General features: G+C 57.7%; 17 protein-coding genes. 7 read left to right on the plus strand and 10 right to left on the minus strand.

What is annotated here, in order from left to right; translation table 11 throughout:
• Positions 1-124: 124 nt before the first annotated feature.
• From lpdA to uvrA, 3 genes are all read left to right on the plus strand, one after another.
• Entirely contained in the window at positions 125-1,519 is a 1,395-nt protein-coding gene (lpdA, locus tag PEL8287_RS00485) for a dihydrolipoyl dehydrogenase (protein ID WP_085890401.1), read from the plus strand.
• 128 nt (positions 1,520-1,647) lie between these two features.
• Entirely contained in the window at positions 1,648-2,259 is a 612-nt protein-coding gene (locus tag PEL8287_RS00490) for an outer membrane protein (protein ID WP_085890403.1), read from the plus strand.
• A 299-nt stretch (positions 2,260-2,558) separates the two neighbouring features.
• Complete coding sequence (gene uvrA / locus PEL8287_RS00495; protein ID WP_085890404.1) at positions 2,559-5,417, plus strand: excinuclease ABC subunit UvrA; 2,859 nt, start codon at positions 2,559-2,561, stop codon at positions 5,415-5,417.
• Between the two features lie 88 nt (positions 5,418-5,505).
• On the opposite strand, the gene PEL8287_RS00500 is transcribed toward uvrA, so the two are convergent.
• Entirely contained in the window at positions 5,506-5,844 is a 339-nt protein-coding gene (locus PEL8287_RS00500; RefSeq protein ID WP_235862093.1) for an excinuclease ABC subunit A, read from the minus strand.
• Between the two features lie 82 nt (positions 5,845-5,926).
• Entirely contained in the window at positions 5,927-6,133 is a 207-nt protein-coding gene (locus PEL8287_RS00505) for a YgaP family membrane protein (RefSeq protein ID WP_085890405.1), read from the minus strand.
• A gap of 138 nt (positions 6,134-6,271) precedes the next feature.
• On the opposite strand from PEL8287_RS00505, the gene PEL8287_RS00510 reads away from it, so the two are divergent.
• The gene (locus PEL8287_RS00510; RefSeq protein ID WP_085890407.1) at positions 6,272-6,658 is read left to right on the plus strand and encodes a hypothetical protein; all 387 of its coding nucleotides are present in this window, start codon (positions 6,272-6,274) and stop codon (positions 6,656-6,658) included.
• 5 nt (positions 6,659-6,663) lie between these two features.
• On the opposite strand, the gene PEL8287_RS00515 is transcribed toward PEL8287_RS00510, so the two are convergent.
• From PEL8287_RS00515 to PEL8287_RS00535, 6 genes are all read right to left on the minus strand, one after another.
• On the minus strand, positions 6,664-7,320 hold the full coding sequence (locus tag PEL8287_RS00515; RefSeq protein WP_085890408.1) for a Crp/Fnr family transcriptional regulator: 657 nt from the start codon (positions 7,318-7,320) through the stop codon (positions 6,664-6,666).
• Positions 7,320-8,192, minus strand: coding sequence for a 3-hydroxyisobutyrate dehydrogenase (gene mmsB / locus PEL8287_RS20210; protein WP_235862094.1), 873 nt, complete (start codon positions 8,190-8,192; stop codon positions 7,320-7,322). Before mmsB ends, PEL8287_RS00515 begins: the two co-directional genes overlap by 1 nt.
• Before the next feature lie 3 nt (positions 8,193-8,195).
• Entirely contained in the window at positions 8,196-9,239 is a 1,044-nt protein-coding gene (locus PEL8287_RS20215; RefSeq protein ID WP_235862095.1) for an enoyl-CoA hydratase/isomerase family protein, read from the minus strand.
• A complete protein-coding gene (locus tag PEL8287_RS00525) occupies positions 9,236-10,378 on the minus strand; it encodes an acyl-CoA dehydrogenase family protein (RefSeq protein WP_085890410.1) in 1,143 nt (380 codons plus the stop codon). Before PEL8287_RS00525 ends, PEL8287_RS20215 begins: the two co-directional genes overlap by 4 nt.
• An 85-nt stretch (positions 10,379-10,463) precedes the next feature.
• Positions 10,464-11,594, minus strand: coding sequence for a carboxylate-amine ligase (locus PEL8287_RS00530; RefSeq protein WP_235862096.1), 1,131 nt, complete (start codon positions 11,592-11,594; stop codon positions 10,464-10,466).
• 274 nt (positions 11,595-11,868) lie between these two features.
• Positions 11,869-13,368 (minus strand): CoA-acylating methylmalonate-semialdehyde dehydrogenase, encoded by a 1,500-nt coding sequence (locus PEL8287_RS00535; RefSeq protein ID WP_085890413.1) that lies wholly within the window; start codon positions 13,366-13,368, stop codon positions 11,869-11,871.
• Positions 13,369-13,470: 102 nt separating this feature from the next.
• On the opposite strand from PEL8287_RS00535, the gene PEL8287_RS00540 reads away from it, so the two are divergent.
• The 3 genes from PEL8287_RS00540 to coaD all read left to right on the plus strand — a co-directional run bounded on the left by PEL8287_RS00540 (position 13,471) and on the right by coaD (position 15,458).
• On the plus strand, positions 13,471-14,367 hold the full coding sequence (locus PEL8287_RS00540; RefSeq protein ID WP_085890414.1) for a LysR family transcriptional regulator: 897 nt from the start codon (positions 13,471-13,473) through the stop codon (positions 14,365-14,367).
• Between the two features lie 60 nt (positions 14,368-14,427).
• Complete coding sequence (locus PEL8287_RS00545; RefSeq protein WP_085890415.1) at positions 14,428-14,862, plus strand: CBS domain-containing protein; 435 nt, start codon at positions 14,428-14,430, stop codon at positions 14,860-14,862.
• Positions 14,863-14,966: 104 nt separating this feature from the next.
• Positions 14,967-15,458, plus strand: a complete 492-nt coding sequence (coaD, locus tag PEL8287_RS00550; RefSeq protein WP_085890416.1) for a pantetheine-phosphate adenylyltransferase — start codon at positions 14,967-14,969, stop codon at positions 15,456-15,458.
• Positions 15,459-15,632: 174 nt separating this feature from the next.
• On the opposite strand, the gene PEL8287_RS00555 is transcribed toward coaD, so the two are convergent.
• Together PEL8287_RS00555 and PEL8287_RS00560 are read right to left on the minus strand one after the other, a co-directional pair.
• Positions 15,633-16,745: a THUMP domain-containing class I SAM-dependent RNA methyltransferase gene (locus PEL8287_RS00555; protein ID WP_085890417.1), complete on the minus strand. Its 1,113-nt coding sequence runs from the start codon at positions 16,743-16,745 to the stop codon at positions 15,633-15,635.
• A 136-nt stretch (positions 16,746-16,881) separates the two neighbouring features.
• On the minus strand, positions 16,882-18,048 hold the full coding sequence (locus PEL8287_RS00560) for a lytic murein transglycosylase (RefSeq protein ID WP_085890418.1): 1,167 nt from the start codon (positions 18,046-18,048) through the stop codon (positions 16,882-16,884).
• Positions 18,049-18,079: the final 31 nt, after the last annotated feature.

Raw genomic sequence — 18,079 nt, forward strand, 5'->3', positions numbered from 1 at the left:
AAGGTTGTGACAACCAACGCCTGATTGATGTCCCCGTGGCAATACGCAGCGGGGATGTCTTAGTGCGTTGTGGTTTTCCAGAAGATAGTTTAATACCAAACTAAATTTCGAAACGGAGGGCGGCATGGCGTCGAAGGCTTTTGACATGATCGTAATCGGGGCGGGCCCCGGAGGCTATGTGGCCGCTATTCGCGGCGCGCAGCTTGGTCTGAATGTGGCTGTAGTTGAACGCGAACATATGGGTGGCATCTGCCTGAACTGGGGGTGCATCCCGACCAAGGCGCTTTTGCGCAGTTCGGAAGTGTTTCACCTGATGCACCGCGCCAAGGAATTTGGGCTCAAGGCCGAAGGCATCGGCTATGATCTGGATGCGGTGGTCAAACGCTCGCGCGGGGTGGCCAAGCAGCTGAATGGCGGCGTGGGACATCTGCTTAAGAAAAACAAGGTTACCGCGATCATGGGCGAGGCCAGTTTGCCCGCCAAAGGTAAAGTGTCGGTCAAGACCGATAAGGGCACCGAAGAATTGACCGCCAAGCATATCGTTCTGGCCACCGGTGCACGGGCCCGCGAGTTGCCGGGACTTGAGGCCGATGGCGATCTGGTCTGGACCTATAAACATGCGCTGGTGCCGCCACGGATGCCGAAAAAGCTTTTGGTGATCGGCTCGGGTGCGATTGGCATCGAATTTGCCAGTTTCTACAACACGCTTGGCGCCGACACGACCGTGGTTGAAGTGATGGACCGGGTGCTGCCGGTGGAAGACGCCGAGATTTCGGCCTTTGCCAAAAAGGCCTTCAAGAAACAGGGCATGAAGATCATGGAGAAAGCCATGGTCAAGCAACTGGACCGTGGCAAAGGCAAGGTGACCGCGCATATCGAAGTGGGTGGCAAGGTCGAAAAGCAGGATTTTGATACGGTGATTTCGGCCGTGGGCATTGTCGGCAATGTTGAAGGGCTGGGCCTTGAAGCATTGGGCGTCAAAGTGGACCGAACCCATGTGGTAACGGACGAATATTGCCGCACCGGTGTGGATGGGCTGTATGCGATTGGTGATATTGCGGGTGCACCATGGTTGGCGCACAAGGCGTCCCACGAAGGCGTCATGGTGGCCGAATTGATCGCAGGGGGGCATCCGCACCCCGTCAAGCCTGAAAGCATCGCCGGTTGTACCTATTGCCATCCGCAGGTGGCCAGCGTGGGACTGACCGAGGCGAAAGCCAAAGAAGCGGGTTATGACATCAAGGTCGGCCGTTTCCCGTTTATCGGAAACGGCAAGGCGATTGCCCTGGGCGAGCCCGAGGGGCTGGTGAAAACCGTGTTTGACAAGAAAACCGGCGAGTTGCTGGGCGCCCACATGATTGGTGCCGAAGTGACTGAACTGATCCAGGGCTACGTGGTGGGTCGCCAATTGGAGACCACCGAAGAGGACCTGATGAACACCGTCTTTCCGCATCCGACGTTGAGCGAAATGATGCACGAATCCGTGCTGGACGCGTATGATCGGGTAATTCACATCTAACGCCCGAGCATTGATCAACCGGGCATCTTTTACGAGTGAGGTAAAACGCGGGTTCGTCCCGCGTTTTGCGTTTTTGCGAAACTGTTGTAAACTTCAGACGTGGGGGCTCGTTGAAAGGGAATCAACGGATGTCAAAATTGCGACGAATTGGTTTTTTAGCGGCCGTGCTATGCGCAACATCGGGCGTGACCTTTGCCCAATCCCCAGGAAGTGACTGGCAGGGTCCTTATGTCGGCGTTCATCTGGGCGGTGCCTATGCTGATTTCGAAAACAGTGTCCCCAGCCTTCCGGGGCCAACCGGTGATGCCAGCAGCGGCATCGGCGGTTTTCAGTTGGGCTATAATTTTCAAAATGGCGATATGGTTTTCGGACCCGAGATTGATTTCACCCTGATGGAGCTTGAGGGCAAATCGGCGGGCGGAAAATTCAGTGAAGATTCGATGGCATCGCTGCGATTCAGGGCGGGCAAGGTTGTTGGGGATTATCTGATCTTTGGCTCGCTTGGTGTGGCCTGGACGGAAACCGACATTGGGTTCACGGGTACGGCCTCGGCCTCGGATTATGAACCCGGGGTTATGGTCGGCGGCGGCGCCGAGCGGTTTATCCGCGAGGGGCTGAGCGGCCGGATTGAAGCCTATTATGTCGATGTGCCTAAATCCAGCCAGACAGTCAGCGGCATCCCGACATCGGCCGGGTCGCAGAACCTGTTGTTTCGCGCCGGGCTGAACCTGCATTTCTAGATAAGGCGGCTGGCCCGTAACGGGACCGGATGGCCAAAGGAGGGACGGATGACCAAACACTTCAAGACACGCATGTTCAAATGGATAGCCTGCGGTACAGCCCTTATGACGCTGACCGCCTGCGGTGGCAGTGCCGGCGGTTTCTTTTAAAACCTAATCCAGTTGCTAGGCAGGTTGATTGACGAGCAAGTCAGCAGAAATGCCGGCCAATGTCATTTGTTCCCCTATTGTTCGCAATTTTAACTTGGAAGAGTCTGTGACCTCAACTATCTGTTAACCACCAAACCCCGGGGGAGCAGATGGCTGATCTCAGACAAATCGAGGTACGCGGCGCGCGCGAACATAATCTGAAGAATATCGATGTCGATATTCCACGTGACCAGCTGGTGGTGATCACCGGCCTTTCCGGTTCGGGGAAATCTTCGCTTGCGTTTGATACCATCTATGCCGAGGGGCAGCGGCGCTATGTTGAATCGCTGTCGGCCTATGCGCGGCAGTTTTTGGACATGATGGAAAAGCCCGATGTGGATCACATCAGTGGTTTATCCCCGGCAATTTCCATCGAGCAGAAGACAACCAGCAAGAACCCCCGTTCAACCGTCGGCACGGTGACCGAGATTTACGACTATATGCGACTGCTGTTTGCCCGCGTCGGCACACCCTACAGCCCGGCGACCGGCAAGCCGATCGAGGCGCAGCAGGTTCAGGATATGGTTGACCGGGTGATGACCATGGAAGAGGGCACCCGCGCGTTTCTTCTGGCCCCGATAGTGCGTGACCGCAAAGGCGAATACCGCAAGGAATTTATCGAGTTACGCAAGCAGGGGTTCCAGAGAGTCAAGGTAGACGGCGCGTTTTACGATCTGGATGAACCGCCGACACTGGACAAGAAATTCCGCCATGACATTGACGTTGTTGTTGACCGTCTGGTGGTCAAAGAGGGGCTTGAGACACGGCTGGCAGACAGTTTCCGCACCGCCCTTGATCTGGCCGATGGCATAGCCATTCTGGAGACCGCGCCAAAAGACGGCGAGCCCGAGCGCGAGACGTTTTCCGAGAAATTTGCCTGCCCTGTCAGTGGGTTCACCATCCCCGAGATTGAACCGCGGCTGTTTTCATTCAATGCGCCTGTCGGGGCCTGCCCGGAATGTGATGGTCTGGGCATGGAACTGTTTTTTGACGAGCGCTTGGTGGTGCCGGATCAGAGCCTAAAGATTTACGACGGGGCGCTGGCCCCGTGGCGCAAAGGCAAAAGCCCATATTTCCTTCAGACGATCGAGGCCATTGCCAAGCATTACGAGTTTGACAAGAACACCCGCTGGAAAGACCTGGCCCCGCATGTGCAGCAGGTGTTCCTGTATGGCTCGGGCGAGGAAGAAATCCAGTTCCGGTATGATGAGGGTGGCCGAGTGTATCAGGTCAGCCGCGTGTTCGAAGGTGTCATTCCCAATATGGAGCGGCGCTATCGTGAGACCGACAGCAACTGGATTCGCGAAGAATTCGAGCGCTACCAGAACAACCGCCCCTGCGGAACCTGTCACGGTTATCGCCTGCGCGAAGAGGCATTGGCCGTGAAAATTGCCGGGCTGCATGTGGGGCAGGTCGTGCAGATGTCGATCAAAGAGGCATTCGACTGGTGCGAGACCGTACCCGCCAATCTGACCAATCAGAAGAACGAAATTGCCCGCGCGATCCTGAAGGAAATCCGCGAGCGTCTGGGATTTCTCAACAATGTGGGCCTTGAATATTTGACGCTGAGCCGGAATGCCGGCACGCTGTCGGGCGGGGAAAGCCAGCGGATCAGGCTGGCCAGCCAGATCGGCAGCGGGTTGACGGGTGTGTTGTATGTACTGGATGAACCATCAATCGGATTGCATCAGCGCGATAATGGACGACTGTTACAGACCCTGCAAAACCTGCGCGATCAGGGCAATACGGTGATTGTGGTCGAGCATGACGAAGAGGCCATTCGCACCGCCGATTACGTGTTTGACATCGGCCCCGGGGCAGGCGTGCATGGCGGGCAGGTTGTCAGCCACGGCACACCTGAACATGTAACTGCCGATCCCGCGTCGATCACCGGGCAATACCTGTCGGGGACCCGCGAGATCGCGATTCCCGAAAAGCGGCGCAAGGGGAGTGACAAAAAACTCAAGGTCATCAAGGCGTCTGGTAACAATCTCAAAGATGTGACGGCCGAGTTCCCTTTGGGAAAATTTGTTTGCGTCACCGGGGTTTCCGGTGGGGGCAAGTCGACCCTGACAATTGAAACGCTGTTCAAAACGGCCAGCATGCGCCTGAATGGTGCCCGCCAGACACCGGCACCTTGCGAGACGATCAAGGGGCTGGAGCATCTGGATAAGGTGATAGACATCGACCAGCGACCCATCGGGCGCACACCGCGGTCAAATCCGGCCACCTATACCGGTGCTTTTACGCCCATCCGCGACTGGTTTGCCGGTCTGCCTGAATCCAAGGCGCGTGGTTACAAACCGGGCAGGTTCAGTTTCAACGTAAAAGGCGGGCGCTGCGAGGCCTGTCAGGGCGATGGTGTGATCAAGATCGAAATGCACTTTTTGCCTGACGTCTATGTCACCTGTGAAACCTGTCAGGGCGCGCGGTACAACCGCGAAACGCTTGAGATCAAGTTCAAAGGCAAAAGCATTGCCGATGTTCTGGATATGACGGTCGAGGACGCACAGGGGTTTTTCAAGGCGGTGCCCAGCATCCGCGAAAAGATGGACGCACTGCAACGGGTAGGACTTGGCTATATCAAGGTGGGTCAGCAGGCGACGACGCTGTCCGGCGGAGAGGCGCAGCGAGTGAAATTGTCAAAGGAACTGGCCAAACGATCAACTGGCCGGACATTGTATATTCTGGACGAACCCACCACGGGCCTGCATTTTGAGGATGTGAAGAAACTGTTGGAAGTGCTTCATGAACTGGTTGAATCCGGGAATACAGTCATCGTGATTGAACATAATCTGGATGTTATCAAGACAGCCGACCATATCATTGATATCGGCCCCGAGGGTGGCGATGGCGGTGGTGAGATTGTAGCCACAGGCACACCGGAAAAAGTAGCCGAAGTGCCGCGCAGCCACACCGGGCACTACCTGAAAGCCATGCTGGCAGCGCGGAAAGTAGCCGCAGAATAGGTCGTTGGCAGGCCATGTGTTGGGAAAACCAAACGCCCCGCCTGGAGACGGAGCGCTTGATTTTCTTAGAAGTAGGTTGAATGACCGATTAATTCAGAACAGCCACGGCGGCACCAACCAGATCAAGTACTTTACGCGTGTCGCGGTCAACGCGGTAAATGTAGTCACCCACGCGGTAGTAACTTTCATCAGGGTCCAGACCATGGCGCCCCGGGTGACGAATGACCGAATAATCATCATGTATCCGGTCACCGATGCGGTAGCGGTGATGGCTCTTGGCATGGCCGGGCGGCAAGCAGCCGTTGTGTTTTTTGGCCAGACCGGGCGGGCAGTCTTTGTAATACTTTTGCCCTTTCGAGCCATCGCCCATGGCAGCACCAGCCGAGAGGGCCATTGCTGCAGCGGTAAAATATAAGGCCAAGCGCATGATCTTTGTCTCCTTTCCCCCTATTTGGGGGGGCGAGCCCTAAACGCCAAGGGGAAAGCGGACCATGCGCGAAACATTGCCGTTATTTTTTCTCAAGCGGGCAGGTTGAGATACCCAAGATCGAATAGAGCGCACAGTTGCCCATCAGGCCGGTTACCAGCGGGATAATCCCGATCAGGTACAGCCAGCTATAGCTACCGTCGCGGTTCATGAAAAAACCTGCGATCAGGGCAAGGCCCACGACGATACGCAGAATACGGTCGATTTTGCCGACGTTCTTGGTCATGATTGATCTCCTGTCATGATGTTTGGGTAACTTATACTATAGGTTATATGTTGTGTCTGTGACGGCGTCACAAAGCCGGGTCATTTTCCTGCCACGCTTTTCTGTTAGTCGGTCACGCAGGTGAAAGACGGAGGCAGAAGAATGTTTCAGATCAGGGCGGTAGTGCTTTCATTGGCCATTGGGGGCATTAGCCTTGGTGTCGCAAAACCCTTGCAGGCAGGGCAGCCAATTCACGAAAGCCTTGTGGAATGTGCGGTGCTGGTTGAGCTGTTGATCGGTGAACAAACACCGGTTCCGGGTCAGAATAAAATGTTGGATTTTTACACCCGGGCAGCACATCTGATGCGGACCGAGGCCGCCAGACAGCGGGACATGGCCTATGTTGCAGAAACGAGCCGCGTCAAGCGGGCGGCCTGGCACCAGCGGTGGGACGAAAACGGCTGGGACGAACCGGAAAACCGCGAAGAATTGGTAGAATGGTTCACCTATTGCATGAAACTGGGCCAGCATCTGAAACTGCCCCTGTAACATGGCTAGCTATCAGACCCGGCAAGTTGTTCCAGCGCATCATGATCCAGCAACTCGACCGTACCCCGGCCGGTTTTGATCCAACCCTTCCGCGCCCAGGCTTCGAACCGGCGCGAGATTACCTCGCGGGCGGATCCGATCTGAATGGCCAGATCTGCGTGGGTGGCATGGATGACCGGCGTTTCCAGGGACAGTTTCAGCAGACGGGCGGCTAGACGGCATTCCACCCGCTGAAAGGCGACGCGTTCCAGCAGGTGCATCATGGATTGCAGGCGCAGGGCAAAGGCCTGAAAGACGAAATCACGAAAGATGTCTGACACGCTCATCAGGTGCAGGAAGGTGTCGCGCGGGACAAGAACCAGTTCGCTGTCGCGTTCGGTTACGGCCTCGCCCGAGTAATCGTCACCGCCCATCAGCCCAAGGGTGGACTGGATGCAGCTTTGGCCCGGCTCAACCGCGTAAAGCAGAATCTCGCGCCCCGTGGGTCCGGTCAGGAAAATTTCAACCCGGCCAGACAGCACGATGACAAAACCCTTTACCGTTTCGCCAGGGTGAAAAAGAACCGCGCCCTTGGGCACCTGCATGGGTTTGAGGCGCTCAAGGATGGTCATGGCCTCAGGCTCAAGTGCGGGAATGCCGCTGGCCCGGGCCACCCAACCCATCAGCCGCGCCCGCGTTTTTCGAACCGGGGCAACATCGCGCTGAAATCGCGGCCCTTGCCGTCTTCGTCTTCGACGAATTGGGCATAAAGATCACAGGCGGCCTTGCCCATGGGCGTGTCGGCATCCGCAGCCTCGGCGGCCTGTTGCGACAGGCGCAGATCCTTGAGCATCAGGTCGGCGGCAAAACCAGGCTTGTAGTCATTGTCGGCGGGGCTTTGCGGACCAATGCCGGGGGCAGGGCAGTAGGCATTCATCGACCAGGAATAGCCTGATGACGTGCTGACCACATCGAACATCGCCTGACGATCCAGACCCAGTTTGTCGGCCAGGGCAAAGGCCTCGCAGGTGACAATCATAGTGGCGCCAAGGATCATGTTGTTGCAGATCTTGGCGGCCTGACCATTTCCCGAGGGGCCGCAATGCACGGCCTTCTGGCCCATGACGTCAAACAACGGTTTGGCGGTGGCAAAGCCGGCATCATCGCCGCCGACCATAAAGGTAAGCGTGCCTGCCGTGGCTCCACCAACACCGCCCGAGACGGGTGCATCAAGCGCGGACAAACCGGCCTCTTGCGCCTGTTTGGCTACTGCACGGGCGCTTTCAACGTCGACGGTCGAGCAATCCAGCAACACGGCGCTTTTTTGCATGACCGGGATCACCTGATCGGCGACGCGGCGCAGGATCTGGCCGTTGGGCAGCATGGTGATCACCACGTCGCGGCCTTTTGCGGCCTCTGCAGCGCTGGCGGCCATGGTGACGCCGTCAATTTGCACATCAGCCATATCAAAGCCTGTTACCTCATGGCCCGCCTTGGCCAGGTTGGCAGCCATCGGCCCGCCCATGTTGCCCAGTCCGATAAATCCGATTTTCATGGGTCAGTCTTCCTTTTCAAACGTCAGTTTTTCGGGGCCAAGCGGCATCAGCATCTTGGTCACCGCCATTGAGGGCGGGTTGTCCAGATCATGCTGCCAATTGGGGTTTCTGTCCTTGTCGATGATCGCGGCGCGGATTCCTTCAAGAAAATCCCCATGTTCCATGGCACGGTAAGTGAAGCGGTATTCCATCTCAAGCGCCTTGCGGATGTCTAGTGACGGGCCACGCAACCGGTGGATCATTTCAACCGCTGCGGCCATGGACAGCGGCGAATTGCGCGATAGACTTTTCAGTGTTTCTGCTGAAAATGCACTGCCATCTGCACGAAGAGAATTAAGGATGTCACGCAGGGTTTCACCGCCAAAATGGCTGTCTATTTCAGGCAGCAGGTCGGTCATCACGCCTTGTGGCGGGGCCATGCTGGCTGCGGTGATTGCTGTTACGCAGCCTTCGGTCTCTAGCTGTGCGATCAGGTCGGGCCAGAATTCAGAAGGAATGTATGTGTCTGCAAATCCAGCGAAAATCGCATCGCCGGCACTCATGCGGGCTGCGGTTAGCCCCAGATACTCGCCCAAGCGCCCAGGTGCGCGGGCCAGCAGCATTGAGCCGCCCACATCCGGCACCAGCCCGATACCGCATTCGGGCATGGCGATCTGACTGTTGTCGCAGACAATGCGATGCGAGCCGTGGCACGAAATGCCCACGCCCCCACCCATGGTAAAGCCCTGCATGAAGGCGACATAGGGTTTGGCGTATTCGGCGATCTTGGCATTCAGGCGGTATTCATCGGCCCAGAATTTGCGGCCGTAGGCGAAATCACCTGCTTTGCCCGTCTCATACAGTTTCTGGATATCCCCACCGGCACAAAACGCCTTGTCACCTTCGGCGTCGATGATCACCAGCTTCACCGCGTCATCATCGCCCCACCGATCAAGCGCGTCTTCAATTGCCAAGGCCATGTCATAGGTCAGGGCATTGAGCGCCTGAGGGCGGGTCAAAGTGATGCGGCCTGCCTGTCCCGCGATACGGATATTGATGTCGCTCATTGGTCCGCCAACAACTGCCGCGCCACGATAAGGCGCATGATTTCGTTGGTGCCTTCCAGAATTTCGTGCACCCGCAGGTCACGCACCAGCTTTTCGATGCCGTAATCGGCAAGGTACCCATAGCCGCCATGCAGTTGCAGGCATTGGTTGACGATGTTGCTCCCAGCCTCGGTTACGAATTTCTTGGCCATGGCGCAGAATTTGGTGGCATCGGCCGCGCCGGTGTCCAGCTTCCACGCGGCCTGCCGCAGGAAGGTGCGGGCGGCCTGCAGCTCAATCTCTAGGTCGGCCAGCCGGAATTGCAGTGCCTGAAACTGGTCGATGGATTTTCCAAATGCCTTGCGTTCAGACATATATTGCAGTGTCAGGTTCAGTGCAGTCTGGGCCGCGCCCAAGGAACAGGCGGAAATGTTCAGACGCCCGCCATCAAGACCAGCCATCGCATATGTGAAACCTTTACCCTCTTCACCGACCAGATTGTCAGAGGAAATGTTGCAATTATCAAATTGAACCTGTCGAGTGGGTTGGCTGCGCCAGCCCATTTTATCCTCAAGCCCGCCAAAACTCAGGCCCTCTGCGCCGTCCTCGACATAGACAGTGGAAATGCCCTTGGGTCCGTCCTGACCGGTGCGAACCATGACGACATAGGCATCGGAATATCCGCCGCCCGAAATAAACGCCTTGGAGCCATTCAGCGTATAGCCTTCATTGGTACGCTCAGCCCGGGTTTTGAGGGCCGCGGCATCGCTGCCTGACCCCGGTTCGGTCAGACAATAGCTCAGCACGGTTTGCATACTCAGCACACCCGGCATGACCCGCGCCTTCATGTCGTCGCTGGCGAAGGTATCCAGCATCTTGGCGCACATGTTATGGATTGACAGAAAGGCCGCAACCGATGGGCAGGCCATGCTGAGCGCCTCGAACACCAGCGTTGCATCCAGCCGTGTCAGGCCCGATCCTCCAGTTTCCTCAGAGACGTAAAGCCCGCCAAAACCCAGTTCGGCGATCTGCGGCCAAAGTTCTTTCGGTATGGTGCCGTCGCGTTCCCAGTCGCGGGCATGGGGCGCGATCTTGTCCTGCCCGAAAGCATAAGCCATGTCGAAAATGGCGGTTTGTTCTTCACTCAGGGCAAAATCCATAAAGGCGCTCTCCAAAACGTCTAATTGAACACCTGTTTAATTGCCAAATCTTACAGGAGTTTTGCAAGGCCTGCGCTGGCAATTTTCAGAGGTCAGCGTGGAATTCTTCGATCAGATGCTTCACCACCGCCTGCATGGCGTGCTTTTTGTCATCTCCGGCCTCAAGCGCGTCCAGATAAACCTGTCGCTGACGGTCTGAACTGTTTCCAGACTTCAGAATGTCGCGTGATTTTTCGATTTCGGTGAGCGAGTCGAAAAATTCGGCATCTTCGGAAACCAGCTCGATCATTTCATTCATAAGATCGGTGAGCGATACGATTTCACCGCGCCCAAAATCAATCAGCCCCTCGCGGATACCATAGCGCTGCGCGCGCCAGCGGTTTTCGCCGATCAGGAATGTATCGTAGATGCGCCAGCGCTGGTTCTTTGCCGCCAACCGCCAAAGCATGCGGGTCAGGGCCTGGGTCAGCGCGGCCAAAGTCAGTGTGTGTTCCAGCCGCGGCTGCACATCGCAGATACGCGATTCAATGGTGGGAAACTTGGATGAAGGTCGAAGATCCCACCAGATTTTCGACCCGTCTTCGATGACACCCAGATCAACCAGCGCCCCGACGGCACGTTCAAATTCGCCGAAGCTCTCCATACGAGGGGGCAGACCGGTACGCGGCAGGTTGTCGAACACCGTCAACCGGTAGCAACTAAGCCCGGTGTCATACCCCTGCCAGAAAGGTGAGGAGCAGCTAAGCGCAAGAATATGAGGTAAAAAATAGCTGAGTTGATTCATCAGATCGACACGGCGGTCAGGTTCCGCGATACCGACATGCACATGCATCCCACAGATCAGCATACGCTGTACGACGCCCGCCAGATCGCTGGACAGGTCGTTATAGCGTTCTTTGTCGGTGTGGGTCTGGTTGCGCCAGTCCGAGAACGGATGGCACGAGGCCGCAATCGGAGCGAGGTTGAATTTGGCCGCTTCGCGGGCCACGCTGCTGCGCAGACGTTTTAGGTCTTCACGGGCCTCGCCGACAGTGCGGCAGACCTTGGTGCCGATTTCGATCTGGCAAGTCAGGAATTCAGGGCTGACCTGATCCTCAAGGTCATTCTGGCAGGCGGTCAGCAATTCGGGCGGGGCGTCGGCAAGGGCAAGGCTGTCGCGATCAACAAGCAAATATTCTTCTTCGATGCCGATGGTGAAATCTGGTGCTGCCGACACTTGCATACTCCTTATTCAGGTAATCCTGTAACGATGCCCGGCCTGCGAGCGGTTTGCAAGTTAGAGGCGTTGATCTGTGCTGTGCTATCGAGGAAATGGGCCGCGCAGCACTAAGGGGTGATTGTTACGTCTACTATGAAGGTCGGTTTTCTTGGTCTGAAACGCAAAGGCGGCCTCGAAAGGCCGCCCATTTAAATTTAATTCAAACCCGGCAAGCCCCGGTGAACGCCAGGGGCAACCGGCCCTAAGTGGGGCCGGATGCCGCGCCATCCGATCAGTCCATCGCCTTGAAGTTAAACTCGCCGCCTTCTTTGATACCGCTCGGCCAGCGCGCTGTGACGGTCTTGGTGCGGGTGTAGAATTTGAACGAATCCGGGCCGTGCTGGTTCAGGTCGCCGAACATCGACTTCTTCCAGCCACCAAAGGTGTGATACGCCAGCGGCACCGGGATCGGCACGTTTATCCCGACCATGCCGATATTGATCCGGTGGGCAAAGTCGCGCGCGGCGTCGCCGTCACGGGTAAAGATCGCAGTGCCGTTGCCATATTCATGGTCCATGGCCAAGCCGACAGCTTCTTCGTAAGAGGCGGCGCGCACGGTCGACAACACGGGGCCAAAGATCTCTTGCTTGTAGATATCCATGTCCGGTGTGACGTGGTCGAAAAGATGCGGGCCGACAAAAAAGCCGTTCTCATACCCCTGAAGCGAGAAATCCCGGTTGTCGACGACAAGTTTGGCACCCTGATCGACGCCGGACTGGATCAGCCCAAGAATACGCTCTTTGGCTTCGCGGGTCACCACGGGGCCAAAATCAACATCATCGCCGTCGGTGTAGGGGGCCACACGCAATTTCTCAATGCGTGGTACAAGTTTCTCGATCAGGCGGTCAGCGGTTTCATCACCCACCGGAACCGCAACCGAAACGGCCATGCAGCGTTCGCCTGCAGCGCCAAAACCTGCCCCGATCAGGGCGTCGGCGGCCTGATCCATATCGGCATCGGGCATGACAATCAGATGGTTCTTGGCCCCGCCAAAGCATTGCGCCCGTTTGCCGTTGGCCGTGGCGCGGCTGTAGATATACTGCGCGATGGGAGTGGAACCGACAAAGGACACCCCCCCGATGATCTCGTGATCCAGCAGGGTATCCACGGCCTCTTTGTCGCCGTTCACAACCTGGAAGACGCCTTTTGGCAGACCCGCTTCAACAAAAAGCTCGGCCAGGGCCAGAGGCACCGAAGGGTCACGTTCGGACGGTTTCAGCACCACGGCATTGCCGCAGGCCAGTGCCGGGCCGACGTGCCACAGTGGCATCATGGCTGGAAAGTTGAAGGGCATGATGGCGGCTACAACGCCCACGGGCTGACGCATGGAGAAAATGTCAATCCCGGGGCCCGCGTCGTCGGTGTATTCGCCTTTCAGCATGTGCGGCGCGCCAATGCAGTATTCGATCACCTCCAGCCCGCGCTGCAGATCGCCTTTGGCGTCGGGGATGGTTTTGCCATGTTCTCGGCTCAGCATTTCGGCCAGCTTGTTCATGTCGCGGTTCATCAGGCCCACCATGGCCATCATTACCCGGGCACGCCGCTGCGGGTTCATCGCCGCCCAAGCCACTTGTGCCGCTGCGGCATCTTCGACGGCCTTGCTGGTCTCGGCCGCCGTGGCCATCGGGCAGCTGGACTGTACTTCGCCGATTGCCGGGTTGAAAACGTCCGAGAAACGGCCGGATGTCCCTTTGACATGTTCGCCGTTAATGAAATGGGTCAGCTCTTGCATCACATCCTCCTATGAAATTGCGCGCAGCGTACCGTTGCAATTTTGATTGTAAAAGAGGCAATGTTCCAAAAGAGATTTGCAAAAATGCAAAAGGTGAGGTGAATGGACGCGCAATGGGATGATCTGAAAATCTTTCTGGCTGTGGCCCGCCGCGAAAGCCTGTCGGGGGCAGGGCGGGTACTAAAGATCGATCCCGCCACGGTGGGGCGGCGGATTGCCCGGCTTGAGGCCGCCTATGGCGCGCCCTTGTTTGCCAAATCCCCCACAGGGTATGCGCTGACCGATGCGGGCCAGCGCCTGATGGGCCATGCGGTGCGCGTGGAGCAGGCGATTGAGGATGCCGCCGAAGAGATGATGGGCAAGACCGGCGGGCTAAGTGGCCAGATCCGTATCGGTGCGCCGGACGGCTCGGCCAACTTCCTGCTGCCGCAGGTTTTGGAAAAGATATCAGACGACAACCCCGATCTGGACATTCAACTGGTTGCCCTGCCGCGTGTTTTTAACCTGACACGGCGCGAGGCTGATATGGTGGTGGCCGTCAGCCCGCCCAATGCCGGACGCCTGACTGTGCAAAAAGTCGCCGACTACAAACTGCACCTGGCCGCGTCCCGCAAATACCTGGAAAAATATCCGCCGATCAACACTCTGGCTGATCTCAGCGGGCACCGGATTGTCGGCTATATTCCCGACATGATTTTTGACAAGGAACTGGATTACCTCAGCGAAACCGGGGTCGAGCGGGTCAATCTGGCATCAAACTCGGTTTCGGTGCAGATCAACTGGGTCCGGCAGGGCAGTGGCATAGGTATCGTTCATGATTTTGCCATCCCCTGGACCCAGGGCATAGAAAAGATTCTGACCGATGAAATCAGCCTGACGCGCAGCTTTTATCTGGTGCGCCATGCCGATGACCGGCGGCTGGAAAGGCTGAACCGGTTTGCCGCCGCCCTGGTTGAAGGCATGCGGCACGAAGTGGCGCGGCTGGAAGCGCTGACTTGACAGGGCCGTGCGCATGCGGGAACCTTGGGTAATTGAAACACTTAATTGTGGAGGCCCGCCATGCTGGTACAGCAAATCCTTGCGTCCAAAGGGGATAACGGCGTGATCACAATCACGCCCAAGACTTTGATTTCGGAAGCGGCAAGTATTCTGGCCGAAAAACGCATAGGCGGTCTGATTGTATCAAAAAAAGGCGATACAGCCGATGGTATCCTTTCAGAGCGTGATATCGTTCGGTCCCTGGCGATGCGCGGGGCGACCTGCCTGACGGACAAGGCCGAAGACCTGATGACGCGCAACCCGGTCTGCTGTTCGCGGCAGGACACCTCAGATGCAGTGCTGACGCGGATGACCGACGGGCGGTTTCGCCATATGCCGGTGGTGGAAGACGGCAAACTGATCGGCATCGTGACAATCGGCGACGTGGTCAAGGCGCGCCTGCAGGAACTGTCGATGGAAAAGGATGCCTTGCAAGGCATGATCATGGGCCACTGACCCCGGTTTTTACTGTTCTGGACCTATTACGGGTACTACCCACTTGCATTCTGCGACGCGGTATTGTTGCGTGTGGCCCGAATTCATAGCTTAAGAGGCGTTCCATGCGCATAGGCCTTTACCCCGGAACATTTGATCCGATCACCCATGGACATATCGATATTATCCGACGTGCCTCGGTGCTGGTGGACAGGCTGGTGATTGGTGTGGCGATCAATCGCGACAAGGGGCCGCTGTTCACATTGGAAGAACGTGTCGTGATGATCGAGCGCGAATGCGCAAGGCTTTCAGATATGACCGGAACCGAGATTGTGGTGCATCCGTTTGAAAACCTGCTGATCGACTGCGCCAATGATGTGGGGGCACAGGTTATCATCCGCGGCCTGCGGGCTGTAGCGGATTTTGAATACGAATTTCAGATGGTTGGCATGAACCGGGCGCTGGATAATTCGGTTGAGACAGTGTTCCTTATGGCCGATGTCCAGCATCAGGCGATTGCGTCAAAGCTGGTCAAGGAAATTGCCCGGTTGGGCGGCGACGTGACCAAATTTGTCAGCCCGCCGGTGAAAGAGGCCCTGCTGGCCAGGTTTGGCTGAAAGTTCGGCCGACACTTCACCTTACCGCAGGTTCGACCGATCGGCTTTATCCGGTAGTGCCTCCGAATCGCGGCGAGACACTGTCCCAATTCCTCTTCAGGAGTGTGGTGATTCAGGGTCTGTCCCGATCGTTCGTTGGCTGCCGCCTTCAGGTCGGTTCCCCGTTGCGTGACCTTACCGCAGCTCCTCTGTCTTGAACAACCGGACCTTCATCCCGCCATGTGACACGGGCGTACCCACTGGCCGGAAGGGCAATCCCGTCGCCTTCACCAGCCCGGTTTCGGAGGTCACAATCCCCACGCGCCAGCCGGAAAACCGGTCCAACAGGGTTTTGCCAAGGGCGCCGTAAAGCCCGTAAAGCTGCTTTTTCTCGCCGATCCGCGCGCCGTAGGGCGGGTTCACGATTACCAGCCCCGGCGCGCCGTCGGGCGGTTCCAGATCACTGACCGCGTGCTGCGCAAAATCGGTCAGGTGTGACACACCGGCGCGTTCGGCATTGGCCCTGGCCGACGCGACAGCGCCGGCGTCGCGGTCGCTGCCATAAAATCGAAAAGAAGTCTCGGCGGGCCCGCCGGCGCTGCGCAGCTTGCTCCAGGCGTCGGCATCAAAGCTGGCCAGGTCTTCAAAGGCAAACCGCCGCGACCGCCCCGGTTTCAGCCCTGCGGCGATCTCGGCGGCCTCAATCACAAAAGTGCCTGATCCGCACATCGGGTCGACCACCGGCTCGGTCCCGTCATATCCGCATTGGCGCAAAAACAGCGCCGCCAGATTTTCGCGCATCGGGGCCTTGCCCACCGCCCCCTTGTGGCCGCGCTTGTGCAACAATTCGCCTGAGGTATCGACACTGAGCGTGCATTGGTTATCCTCGATGCGCAGGTGCAGGCGCAGGGGGGGCTCGCCAGCTGCAGGCGCCCCGGTTACATCCTGAACCGCACGCGCCACGCGCTCGGCAGCAGCGCCCTGGTGGTATATTTTCGACTTGTGGCTGGTTGCCTCGACCTCCACCGCAACACCCGGGCGCAGCACCTTGTTCCAATCCAATTCATGCGTTTGGGCTTCTAACTGATCCAGATGCATCGCCTGAAACCGTGCCACTCTTGCCAGCACCCGGGCCGCGCCGCGGATCTCAAGATTGGCGCGCCAGACATCCGGCCATTTGCCCCTGAACCGCACGCCTCCCACCATCGCCTTGGGCTTGGGAAACCCGCAGGCCAGGACCTCTTGCTTCAAAGCCAGCTCTAGCCCCGGGGGGGCCGTCAGGAAAATCTCGAAAGCACGCTCATGCATGGCACTTCAATCTTTCATTTTTCCGGAAATACTCCGGGGGACTGGGTTGAAATCTCCCTTGATTTCAACCTTGGGGGGCTGGGCCCCCATGAATACATAAAGCGTGGCGCAGCCACTCATTGTGAAAATGTCCCGCTCACAGCTTTGACAATAGCGCAGGGGTGGGCCAGCCGTCGGCTGGAAGCCCCAGCTTCTTCTGCATGTCCTGCACTGCAGCCCGTGTGCCCGCGCCCAATATGCCGTCGATCTTGCCCACGTCATGACCGAGCGCTGACAGCTTTTTCTGTAAGCGTTTCATGTCCGGCCCCGACAGACCCGGCTCAGGGCTGCCTGCGTCAAATACCGGCGCTCCCTGTAGTCGGTTGGCAAAATATCCCGCGGTCAAAACATAGACAAAGCTCTGGTTCCATTCGAAATAGACGTTGAAGTTCGGATAGGCCAGAAACGCAGGGCCCTTGCGCCCTTGCGGCAGAATCACGCTGGCGGGCAGGTGCCCAGCGATCTGCCCATGGCGCGGCCGGACGCCCAGCCTGGCCCAGTCATCGGCCTTTTTCGTGGTCCGCAGCCCAGTCTGTGACCAGTCCAGCCCATCCGGAACGCTCACCTCCTGCAGCCACGGCTCGCCTCTGCGCCAGCCCAGCCCGCTCAGCATCCTGGCGCCCGACATCAACGCATCCGGTGCAGACCCCTTTAGGTTCACGTGCCCGTCACCATCGCCATCCACACCGTTTTCCAGAATGTCGCGCGGCAGCATCTGTACCATGCCAATCTCACCTGCCCAGGCGCCGGAGGTACCTGTCGGGCTGAAATCGCCCTGTTCGAAAAGCTCCAGCGCGGCAAACACCTGCGGGCGAAACAGATGCGGGCGGCGGCAATCATGCGCCAGCGTGACCAGAGCATTGAGCGTATTGAAATCGCCCTGAAACGCGCCAAAATCCGTCTCGAACGCCCAAAAGGCCAGCAAGACACCGCGATCAATGCCATAGTCCCGCGCGATCCGGTCAAACACGGCATCGTAATTTTTGGCCATTGAGCGGCCCTTGTTCAGGCGGTTTGCGCTGATCAGTCGCCGGGCGAATTCGGAAAAGGGCATTTGAAAAACCCCCTGCCGTCTGTCCGCATTGATCACCCTGACGTCTTGCCGCGCGCTGGCAAAGAACTGGTCAACTGTTGCCCGGTCGTGGCCTTTGGCCACGGCCTCTTGTTTCAGATCGCCAATGAACCCTGAAAAACTGCCTCCGCATTGCGCCAGCGCCGAACCCGCCGTCAAAGCGGCGGCGGCCAATGTGATGATGAAACGCATGGGTCCCCTCGTTACTGGAAAATTCGCGTCA

The organism is Roseovarius litorisediminis (genome assembly GCF_900172295.1).
Taxonomy (GTDB): Bacteria; Pseudomonadota; Alphaproteobacteria; order Rhodobacterales; family Rhodobacteraceae; genus Roseovarius; species Roseovarius litorisediminis.